Source organism: Microlunatus sagamiharensis (genome assembly GCF_900105785.1).
GTDB classification, from domain to species: domain Bacteria; phylum Actinomycetota; class Actinomycetes; order Propionibacteriales; family Propionibacteriaceae; genus Microlunatus; species Microlunatus sagamiharensis.
The window spans coordinates 1328450-1338336 of record NZ_LT629799.1 but is presented as its reverse complement, the minus strand read 5'-3'; the positions used below and the strand labels follow the sequence as shown (position 1 = coordinate 1338336).

Below are 9887 nucleotides of genomic sequence, written 5' to 3'. Positions count from 1 at the left end.
CACTCGGCCAGGCCCTTCGACGAGCTCAGGGGTCGTGGTCGAGCTGGTCGCCAGGCCCGGCCGCGCTCCCTGAGCCTGTCGAAGGGCACCGGGCACTCACCGAGGCCCTTCGACGAGCTCGAGGATCGGGGTCAGGCGTTCTCGTAGGTGTTGCCGGCCGAGTCCCTGCCGCGGGCGAGCCAGATCTTCCAGCCCGCGTTCTGCTCGACCGGCATCACGCGCACCGAGGCCGGGAAGTAGCGCATCGTGTAGCCGGTCCGGCGCACGGGCGAGGTGTTCGGCTTGGCGCCGTGCACGATCCGCCCGTCGTGCATCGAGAACTCGCCGCGCTCCAGCTCGAAGTCGACCGCCAGGCTCTCGTCGACGTCGGGGATCTGGGCGTGGAAGGTCTGCGTGCTCATGTCGGTCGGCACGTAGTTGTCGTGGAACCCGCCCTCGAGGTGGCTGCCCGGCACGACGCGCATGCAGCCGTTGCTCCGGTTGCTCGGGCCGAGAGCGAGCCAGACGGTGACGATCCCGTCGTACGCGGAGAGGCGGCCGTTCCAGAAGGCCGAGTCCTCGTGCCAGGGGGTGGCCCGGCCGGTGAACGGCTCCTTGGAGATGAAGTGGCTGGTCCACAGGGCGATGTCCGGCCCCACCAGCGGCTCGACCAGGTCGAGGACCTCGTCGGACAGCAGGAAGTCGAGCAGCCGCGGGTCGCGGAAGTGCGGTGTGTCGAGCTCGTCGGACAGCTTGGCGCCCTTGTCGGACAGGTGCTCGTCGAAGATGGACGCGAGCGTGTCGAGCCGCTCGGGCGAGAAGAGCTGCCGGTGCGGCAGCAGGTACCCGTTGCTGCGGAAGTCGGCGACGTCGGCGTCGGTCAGGGTGGCTGTCTGCGGCATGGGTGGTGCGGCCTTTCTTCTGGGTCGGCGCGAGGTCAGCGGGTGCCGAGGACGCGGACCAGCTCCGCGAAGAGGTCGAGGTCCTCGGCGAAGTCCTCGGGCGTGGTCTTGGGCGCCCTGCCCTCGACGACGCAGGCGTGGAAGTACTCCAGCTCGTGGGTGTACGGGTCCTTCAGGTGCGGACGGATCACCGTCTTCTTGAGCGCGTCCCCGCTCGTCTCGTCGATCGTGAGCGTCGTGGGCAGGTGGCGCACGTAGGGCGTGTCGTACTGGATCCGCAGCGAGGCCAGGTCGCCGTAGACCTCGAGGTGCGCGTCGAAGCGGAGCTGCTCGTCGACGCCGGTCTCGTACGACACGACGAAGCCCGGGTAGTCGAGCAGCGCGGCGATGTAGCCGCCCTGCTTCCACATCCGGGCGGCCGCGACGCCCGACGGGCGACCCAGCAGCTCGCGCATGGCCGAGAAGTCGTGGCTGCCCAGCCCGCAGAGCAGCCGGTACGCCCCGGCCAGCTCCCCCCCGACGTCACCGATCGCGTCCCGCACGAGGGCCGAGCCGCGGTCCCAGCGCTCGTGCATCTGCGCCTCGGTGAGGTCCGCGGGCCGCACGACGTACGACGTCTGGTCGACGATCAGCTGGTTGCGGCCGATGACGTCGTGGACCCGGGCGAAGTTCACCCCACCGAGGGTCGGCAGCAGCTCCTTCGCCTCGACGAACGCCGGGGCGAAGCGACGCATGTAGCCGACCATCACGGTCAGCCCCGTGCGGTCGCGGGTCTCGATGATCCGCTCGGCCTCCCGCGGCGAGAGGCACATGGGCTTCTCGACGAGGACGTGCAGGCCGTGCTCCATCGCGGTGACGACGCACTCGGCGTGGTACTCGTCGCTGTTCAGCACGAGCACCGCGTCGAGACCGCCGGCCTCGATCATCGCGGTCGCGGACAGGTAGGTCTGCGGGATGCCGAAGCGCGCCCCGACCTCCTTGACCAGGGTGGGCGAGATGTCGCAGCCGGCCTGCACGGAGAACAGCTCCGGCAGCGACTGCAGGACGGGGAGGTGGACCACCTGGGCCACCTCCCCCAGGCCGATGACGCCGACGTTGAGCACGCGGGTCCTTTCGTCGGGGGTGGGTCGGTTCACGAAGGGGTGGAGTCCGGCGGCGTTCAGCGGTGCCGCGGCAGGCGCCACAGCGGCTGGCGCCGCGGGGCGTCGGCGAGCGCGTGCCGCAGCGCCTCGTACGCGAGCTTGGGCTTCAGGCCCTCGTCGGCGTAGGGCAGCGGACGGCGCTCGGCACCGTCCTCGCGCGGGTAGTCCTCCTGCAGCCAGCTGTAGCGGTCCGACAGCCCGAAGGTCATCAGCGCCTTGACGTCGCGGTTGGGCAGGACGTTCTCGAGGTAGCGGGCGTAGCACTCGGCCACGGCCGCGTCGCGGGCGGTCGCGTCGGCCGGCAGACCGTCGTCGAGGACGTCCATCTCGGTGATCAGGATGTCGAGACCCAGGTCGGCGACCTTGGACAGGAACCGCCGGTACGACTTCGGGTCGAAGTCCGACAGGAAGTACTGCGCGTTCAGGTGGGCCTGGATGCCCAGCGCGTCGACCGGCACGCCGTCGCGACGCAGCCGCTTCAGCACGGTGAGCATCGCCTGCTGGCGGGCCTCGGGGTCGTCGCCGTACTCGTTGGTCGACTCGAAGCCGAACTCGTTGATCACCCGGACCGCGTGCCGGTCGTACTTCCTGGCGAGGCGGAAGGCCTTGGCGACGTAGCCGCTCCCGATCGTCTGGTACCAGGGCACGTCGGTGCGCAGACCGTCCTCCCCCTCGGGGTCGGTCACCTCGTTGGCCACGATCCACCCGGCGGTGCGGCCGCGGTAGCGCTTGACGAGGGCCTTCTCCACCCCGAAGAGCAGGTCGGAGGCGTCGTCGTGGCTCAGCTCGTAGAGCAGCGAGTCGCCGTCGGCGTTCTGCCAGCCCTCGCCGAAGCCCTCGTCCCACACGAGGTGCGCCGCGAAGACGAGCTGGTGGTCACGGCGGGCGCGGGCGAACAGCTTGTCGCCGAAGCTGAAGTCGAGCGGCGCGTCCGGGGTCGGCTTGAGCTGGTACCAGAGGAGGTCGTCCTCGGTGAAGAGGATCGCGGCCTGCCGGTCGACCAGGGCGCTGTACTCCTCGTCCTCGAAGAGCCGGCTGGTGTGCGAGGTGCCGTACGCGAGGCGCGCGTCCGCGGCGATCTTCCACAGCGGCGTCCGCGCCGCGTACGCCCGGGTGCGTGCGGTCGCCGCGAGCGAGGACGGGGCCGGGACGACCGGCGCCGCGGTGGCAGCAGGGGCCCCGGCGCCGAGGGCCAGGGTCAGCCCACCGGCGGCGGCACCGCCGAGCAGGAGGCGGCGCGACACGTGCGGGCCGGTGGCCTCGACCGTGTCGGGAACGTTGGCAGCATCAGCGATGCCAATCGATTTGGTGGTCATGGCCGGGAACACTAGCGGGCCCTCTCCGGGATGGGAAGAGGTTCGCCAACCGTGTCTGAGAAGTTCGCAAGAACGCCGTCTGCGAGCAGGGGCTCTGCGACGAACCTCAGAACGATCCCTGAGCCTGCCGAAGGGGCAGCACGCCCGCCCACGGGCCCGCAGCCACGCTCCCTGAGCCTGTCGAAGGGCAGCCGCGCCCAACGGAACCTTCGAGGCGGACCCGACAAGGACCCCTGAGCCTGTCGAAGGGCAGCCGCCCCCACGGAACCTTCGAGGCGGACCCGACAACGACCCCTGAGCCTGTCGAAGGGCAGCCCGCTAGCTACTCCCGCACTGGCTTCGACCGCGACCGCGACAGCGGCGGCAGGTCGGCGAACCGGCCCTCGATCAGCGCGATGCGCTTCGCACGGCTCCAGCCCTTGATCTGCCACTCCAAAGCGCATGCCTCGTCGACGCGCTCGGTCTCGTACGCCCAGACGAGCTCGACCGGCCGACGCGTCTCGGTGTAGCCCGACACGACACCCGCCGCGTGCTCGGCGAGGCGCTGCTCGAGGTTGCGGGTGCTGCCGACGTAGAAGGACCCGTCGGAGCAGCGGAGGATGTAGGTCCAGGCCATGGCCGGAGTGTCACTGCGACCAGCCGTCTGGGGCCGACTGCGTGCAGCTCGTGGTGGACGGTCAGTCACGAACGCATTCATGCTGTGGAAGACCGGCACGCGCGGCCACGACCCCTGGGCTCGTCGAAGGGCCACCGCGGCGTCACCGATCGCACCGACGCGACCACGACCCCTGAGCCCGTCGAAGGGCCAGCGAACGAGCCTTCTGCAGCGGCCGCGATCTCATCGCACTCCGCGGGCGCTCCGGCCATGCCCGAGCTGCCCTTCGACAAGCTCAGGGATCGTGGCCGGGACGCTGCCCGAGGATCGTGAGCGAGAACGCTGCCCGGGCCACCCTTCGACAAGCTCAGGGACCGTGGCCGGGACGCTGCCCGAGGATCGGAGGCGAGAACCCTGCCCGGGCCACCCTTCGACAAGCTCAGGGATCGTGGCCGGGACGCTGCCCGAGGATCGGAGGCGAGAACCCTGCCCGGGCCGCCCTTCGACAAGCTCAGGGATCGTGGCCGGGACGCTGCCCGAGGATCGCGGCCGGACGCTGCCCGAGGATCGGAGGCGAGAACGCCGCAAGGGCGGGGCCTCGGGCTCAGCTCGTCTCGCGCACGATCAAGCGGCAGGGCAGGGTCACGGTGCGGCGGGAGCCGGTGTGGCGGCCCAGCAGGCGGTCGAGGACGAGCTTGGCGGCGGACCAGCCGGTCTCGTACGCGGGGTTGGCGATCGTGGTGAGCGCCGGGCTGACCAGGGAGGCGGCCTCGATGTCGTCGAAGCCGACGATGCGCACGTCGTCGGGCACCCGAAGACCGAGCGAGCGCACCGCGTCGAGGGCGCCGATGGCGGTCAGGTCGTTGGCGCAGAAGACGGCGTCCGGGCGCTGCGGCAGCCTCATGAGCCGCAGCATCGCCTCGCGACCACCGACGCGGGTCCAGTCCCCGTGCACGCGCAGCTGCTGCGGGGCCTTCAGGCCGGCCGCCGCGAGGGCGGCCAGGTAGCCCTCCTCGCGCGAGTGGCCGAACGAGCGGGGGCCCTCGATGATGCCCACCCGCCGCGCGCCGCGGGCCACGAGGTGCTCGACCGCGGACTGCGAGGCCTCCTCGTCGGCGGCGAGCACCCGGTCGACGAGCGGGTGGTCGACGCTCTCCCCCAGGCTGACCGCGGGCACACCGGCCGCCACCGCCGCGGCGACGGCGTCGCCCTCGACGTCCACGGAGGTCATCACCAGGGCGTCGGCACCGCGGGCGACCATGTCGGCGACGTAGGACCGCTCGCGCTTGGTCGAGCCGTCGGTGTTGCAGACCCACGTGCCGTACTCGGCGCCGAGCGAGTCCACCAGACCACGCGTCAGCTGGCCGTAGTAGGGGTTGGTGATGTCGGGGACGACGACGCCGATCATCTGCGAGCTGCCGACCCGGAGGCTCCGGGCCAGCCGGCTCGGCCGGTAGCGCAGCTGCTGCACCGCCGCCTCGACCCGCTCGCGCGTGGACGCCGCGACGGGGCGCTTGCCCGTGAGGACGTGCGACACCGTCGTGGTGCTGACGCCGGAGACGCGGGCGACGTCGGAGATGGTCGCGCGGGTCGTGCCCTCGCCCGGTGCGGACGCGGCAGGATCGGCCTCGGTGGTCATGGCCCCCCCTTCGTCCTCGGCTGCTGGGCGCGTGACACCGTAGCGCGCAATCGATTACCGCACGGCGCAGCGAGCGCTGCCGGTGCGGCGTGTCATCCGAGGGAGGACGAGCGATGCTGCTCGAGGACGTCCGGACGGTGCTGGTCGTGGTCGCGCACTGCGACGACGCGGAGTGGATGTTCGGGGGGACCGTCGCCCGGCTGGTGGGTCAGGGTGCGGTGGTCGACTACGTCGTCACGACCGACGGCTCGAGCGGCGGCGTCGACCTGGACGTGAGCGACGCCGAGCTCGCCGCCACCCGCGCCCACGAGCAGCGCGAGGCGGCGAGGGTCCTGGGCGTCCGCGACGTCACGTTCCTCGGCTTCCACAACGACGAGCTGACCGTCACGGTCGCCCTCAAGCGCGCGATCGTACGCGAGATCCGCCGCACGCGGCCCGACCTCGTGCTGACGTTGACGCCCTACCGGGCGATGGACGCACCGATGGGCTGGAACCACGCCGACCACATCGCCACCGGCGAAGCGACGTTGCAGGCGGTCTACCCGGAGGCCCTGATGCCCAGGATCCACCCCGGGCTGCTCGACGAGGGCCTGGAGCCGCACGAGGCCGACGAGGTCTGGGTGCCGGCGCTGGCCGACGCCGACCGCTACGTCGACGTCAGCGCGGTCGTCGAGACCAAGATGGACGCGGTCTGGTGCCACCGGAGCCAGAACGGCGAGGCGAACGGGGACCGGGGCTGGATGTTCGCCCACCACATCGCACCGCCGATGGTCGAGGCCGGCGACCGGATCGGGGTCCGCCACGCCGAGCGGTTCCGGCGCGTACGCGTCCGCGGCTGACCGCTCGGTGCGCGTCACCGTCGGGTCACGACACCGACCCGAACCTTGACACCTCAGGGTGGCGTGTAGCAGTCTCCCAGCCATCCCTTAGCCAATCGATTTGGGCGGACGTGGTCCTGCCCGTCCTCGGAAAGGCGGTTCGATGAAGAACCCCAGGTTGCGCCGGACGATCTCCCTTCTCGCGGCGGGCAGCGCGCTCACCCTCGCGGCCGCCTGCGGAGGGGGTGGCAGCCCCTCCACGGAGGGCGCGGCACCCAGCACCGCCCAGGGTCCGGTGGCCGAGCCGACCGAGCCGGTGACCATCACGTTCTCCTCGTGGGTCGGCCAGGACAAGGGCATGAAGGCGCTCTACGCCAAGTTCAAGACCGAGCACCCGAACATCACGGTGGAGTTCCAGGACGTGCCGGCCGAGGAATCGGAGAAGAAGCTCACGACCCAGGTGGCGGGCGGCAACCCGCCCGACGCCGCGTACCTCGACGCCAGCAACATCGCGACCTTCGCCCCGCGCAAGGCGCTGGTGGACCTCGAGTCGTACATGGCCCGGAGCGAGACGAGCAAGCCCGACGACTACGTCCCGGCCTTCCGGGCCCAGGCGACCGTCGACGGCAAGATGTACGGCCTGCCCTTCGACGGCGAGTCCACCGGCCTCTACTACCGCAAGGACCTCTTCGAGGCCGCCGGCATCACCGAGCCGCCGAAGACCTGGGACGAGTTCACCGCGGCCGCGCAGAAGCTGACCGACCCGGCCAAGAAGCAGTACGGCTTCCAGGTCTTCGCGCCCGAGGCCGAGTACTACTTCTACCCCTGGCTCTGGCAGAACGGCGGCGAGCTGCTCAGCGCCGACGAGAAGACGTTCCTGATGAACAACGACGCCGGCAAGGCGGCCGCCGACTACTACGTCGGCCTGGCGAAGTACTCCTCGCCCGACTACCTGAACTCCAACTCCTACGACGCGCGCATCGGCTTTGCCCAGGGCCAGATCGGCATGTACATGGCGGGCTCCTGGTTCGCCGGGACGCTGAACGACGAGTTCCCCAAGATCGAGGACAAGTGGGCGACGGCTCCGCTGCCCAGCGGCACCGCCGGCTGCAAGACCACGATCGCCGGGGACGCGCTGGTGATGTTCGCCCAGGGCAAGAAGCAGGACGCCGCCTGGAAGTGGATCGAGTTCCTGAACGAGCCCGAGAACATGGCCACCTGGACGTACAAGTCCACGGGCACGCTGCTCCCTCCGCGCACGTCCCTGCTCGACTCCCCCGAGCTGGTCCAGGAGAAGCCGGTGCTGAAGGGCTTCGCCGACCTGATGAAGTGCGGCGTCAACTACAACATCGCCAACAAGAACTGGCCCCGCGTCACCGAGGAGCTCAACACCGAGCTCGGCAACTCGATGTTCGGCAAGCTCACCCCGGCCGAGGCCCTCGACAGCACCGCCTCGACGTTCGACCGGCTCGGGTCGCGTTGACCACCTACCCCTCCTCCGCGCGGAGCCTCCGCGCGGAGGGGCGGGAGGTCACGCCTCCGGAGCGTCCGAAGAAGTCCGTCTGGTGGCGGGCCCGGCGCAGCTGGAGCGCGTACGCCTTCCTGTCGGTGCCGCTGCTGCTCTTCATGGTCTTCACCGTGTTCGCGCTGGTCTTCGCCTTCTACCTGACCTTCCACGAGTGGAACGCCCTCGAGCCGGAGACGCCCTTCGTCGGGCTGCGCAACTACGACGACATGATCCACGACGAGGCGTTCCGCGGCGCGATCGTCAACACCTTCTACTTCACGGCGGTGTCGGTCCCGATCACCATGGCCATCGGCCTGCTCGTCGCGCTGCTGCTGAACCTGCCGCTGCGCGGCCGCGGCTTCCTGCGCACGCTCTACTTCCTGCCGGTCGTGACCCCGTTCGTGGTCGTGGCGATCTTGTGGAAGTGGCTCTACAACGGTGACTTCGGGCTGTTCAACTACTACCTGCTCAAGAGCACGATCATCGACAAGCCGCTGCTGTTCCTCTCCGACCAGCAGCTCGCGATGCCGGCGGTGATCCTGATGAGCATCTGGTCGGGCGTCGGCTTCTCCATGGTCATCTACCTGGCCGCGCTGCAGGCGATCCCCGAGGACCTGTACGAGGCGGCGAAGGTCGACGGTGCCGGCGGCTTCTCCCGGCTGATCCACATCACGGTGCCGATGCTGCGTCCGACGACGCTCTTCCTCGCGGTGATCGGCATCATCGGCGCGTTCCAGGTCTTCACCCAAATCTTCGTCATGACCAGTGGCGGCCCGGCTGAGAAGACGACGACCGTCGTGTTCTTCATCTACCAGGCGGCCTTCAAGTTCTACGAGTTCGGCTACGCGAGCACCCTCTCGTTCGGGCTGCTGGCGATCCTGCTGATCTTCACCGTCATCCAGCTGCGGATCTACCGGAAGGGGGACGCGTGAGCGGCTTCGCCGAGCGGAGGAGGACGGCTCGCGCGCCGCGCGCCGTGCGGGAGGTCGTCCCGGACCCCGGCACGCCCAGCACGGTCGCGGACGAGCGCGAGGCGGTCGCGCCGGAGGCCACCGAGGCGGTCTTCGTCAACGCCGACGTCACCGTCCCGCCCCGCAAGAAGCGGCGCTCGCGCTGGTACTGGCTCGCCTACGTCATCCTCGTGCCGACGGCGATCCTCTTCGTCGCGCCGTTCGCGTGGCTGATCAGCGCGTCCTTCCAGAACATCGGCGACATCTTCTCCTGGCCGCCGCACTGGATCCCGGAGAACCCGAGCAGCTCGGGCTACCAGAAGTTCCTCGGCGTGGGGCCGCTCAAGGGCGACGAGAGCCCGCAGGCGTGGCGCTGGTTCCTGAACAGCGCGTTCGTCGCCTGCTCGGTGACGGTGCTGCAGCTGTTCTTCAACTCGCTGGCGGCGTACGTCTTCGCCAAGCGCGAGTTCCCGGGCAAGAACGTGATCTTCCTGCTCTTCCTGGCCACGATGATGATCCCCGGGCAGATCACGCTGATCCCCAACTACCTGGTGATCAAGCACATCCCGCTGTTCGGCGGCAACAACATCCTCGGGCAGGGCGGCTCGGGCTGGCTCGACTCCTACTGGGGCCTGATCATGCCCGGGGTGGTCAGCGCGTTCGGGATCTTTCTGCTGCGGCAGTACATGGTCTCGATCCCCGACGAGCTGCTCGACGCGGCACGGATCGACGGCGCGAACGAGTTCTCGATCTACTTCCGCGTGGTGCTGCCGCTGTGCGGGCCCGCGCTGGCGGCGACGGGGATCTTCACCTTCCAGGGCGCCTGGGAGGACTTTTTCTGGCCGCTGATCATCGTCAGCAGCCCGGACAAGTACACGGCCCCGCTGGGGCTCGCCCTGTTCGTGGTCGAGAAGCGCACCCAGTGGGACGTGCTCTTCTCCGGCTCGGTGATCGCCACGCTGCCGATGATCATCGTGTTCATCATCTTCCAGCGCCGCTTCATCCAGGGGATCTCGGTGAGCGGGCTCAAGGGATGATC

Annotated in this window: 9 protein-coding genes; 4 read left to right on the top strand and 5 right to left on the bottom strand. The window is 69.8% G+C overall.

Annotated features, from left to right (window positions below):
- Window positions 1-131: 131 nt before the first annotated feature.
- The 5 genes from BLU42_RS06060 to BLU42_RS06040 all read right to left on the bottom strand — a co-directional run bounded on the left by BLU42_RS06060 (window position 132) and on the right by BLU42_RS06040 (window position 5573).
- Window positions 132-881 carry a phytanoyl-CoA dioxygenase family protein gene (locus BLU42_RS06060; RefSeq protein WP_091073686.1) on the bottom strand — a complete coding sequence of 250 codons (750 nt, stop codon included), beginning with the start codon at window positions 879-881 and terminating at the stop codon, window positions 132-134.
- Window positions 882-916: 35 nt separating this feature from the next.
- Window positions 917-2017: a Gfo/Idh/MocA family protein gene (locus BLU42_RS06055; protein WP_197680635.1), complete on the bottom strand. Its 1101-nt coding sequence runs from the start codon at window positions 2015-2017 to the stop codon at window positions 917-919.
- A 23-nt stretch (window positions 2018-2040) separates the two neighbouring features.
- A complete protein-coding gene (locus tag BLU42_RS06050; RefSeq protein WP_157719835.1) occupies window positions 2041-3339 on the bottom strand; it encodes an endo-1,4-beta-xylanase in 1299 nt (432 codons plus the stop codon).
- A 322-nt stretch (window positions 3340-3661) separates the two neighbouring features.
- Entirely contained in the window at window positions 3662-3955 is a 294-nt protein-coding gene (locus BLU42_RS06045; RefSeq protein ID WP_091073683.1) for a GIY-YIG nuclease family protein, read from the bottom strand.
- A 583-nt stretch (window positions 3956-4538) separates the two neighbouring features.
- Window positions 4539-5573 (bottom strand): LacI family DNA-binding transcriptional regulator, encoded by a 1035-nt coding sequence (locus tag BLU42_RS06040; protein WP_091073682.1) that lies wholly within the window; start codon window positions 5571-5573, stop codon window positions 4539-4541.
- Between the two features lie 113 nt (window positions 5574-5686).
- Here BLU42_RS06040 and BLU42_RS06035 point away from each other — a divergent pair, with 113 nt between their 5' ends.
- The 4 genes from BLU42_RS06035 to BLU42_RS06020 all read left to right on the top strand — a co-directional run bounded on the left by BLU42_RS06035 (window position 5687) and on the right by BLU42_RS06020 (window position 9885).
- Window positions 5687-6412, top strand: coding sequence for a PIG-L deacetylase family protein (locus BLU42_RS06035; RefSeq protein ID WP_091073681.1), 726 nt, complete (start codon window positions 5687-5689; stop codon window positions 6410-6412).
- Between the two features lie 142 nt (window positions 6413-6554).
- Window positions 6555-7874: an ABC transporter substrate-binding protein gene (locus tag BLU42_RS06030; RefSeq protein WP_091073680.1), complete on the top strand. Its 1320-nt coding sequence runs from the start codon at window positions 6555-6557 to the stop codon at window positions 7872-7874.
- The gene (locus BLU42_RS06025) at window positions 7871-8830 is read left to right on the top strand and encodes a carbohydrate ABC transporter permease (RefSeq protein WP_091073679.1); all 960 of its coding nucleotides are present in this window, start codon (window positions 7871-7873) and stop codon (window positions 8828-8830) included. Before BLU42_RS06030 ends, BLU42_RS06025 begins: the two co-directional genes overlap by 4 nt.
- The gene (locus BLU42_RS06020; protein ID WP_091073678.1) at window positions 8827-9885 is read left to right on the top strand and encodes a carbohydrate ABC transporter permease; all 1059 of its coding nucleotides are present in this window, start codon (window positions 8827-8829) and stop codon (window positions 9883-9885) included. Before BLU42_RS06025 ends, BLU42_RS06020 begins: the two co-directional genes overlap by 4 nt.
- Window positions 9886-9887: the final 2 nt, after the last annotated feature.

Bases quoted from the DNA above. Each gene is read 5' to 3' on its own strand.
- BLU42_RS06045 (WP_091073683.1), bottom strand. From the start codon at position 3,955: ATGGCCTGGACCTACATCCTCCGCTGCTCCGACGGGTCCTTCTACGTC.
- BLU42_RS06060 (WP_091073686.1), bottom strand. From the start codon at position 881: ATGCCGCAGACAGCCACCCTGACCGACGCCGACGTCGCCGACTTCCGC.
- BLU42_RS06050 (WP_157719835.1), bottom strand. From the start codon at position 3,339: ATGACCACCAAATCGATTGGCATCGCTGATGCTGCCAACGTTCCCGAC.
- BLU42_RS06040 (WP_091073682.1), bottom strand. From the start codon at position 5,573: ATGACCACCGAGGCCGATCCTGCCGCGTCCGCACCGGGCGAGGGCACG.
- BLU42_RS06030 (WP_091073680.1), top strand. From the start codon at position 6,555: ATGAAGAACCCCAGGTTGCGCCGGACGATCTCCCTTCTCGCGGCGGGC.
- BLU42_RS06035 (WP_091073681.1), top strand. From the start codon at position 5,687: ATGCTGCTCGAGGACGTCCGGACGGTGCTGGTCGTGGTCGCGCACTGC.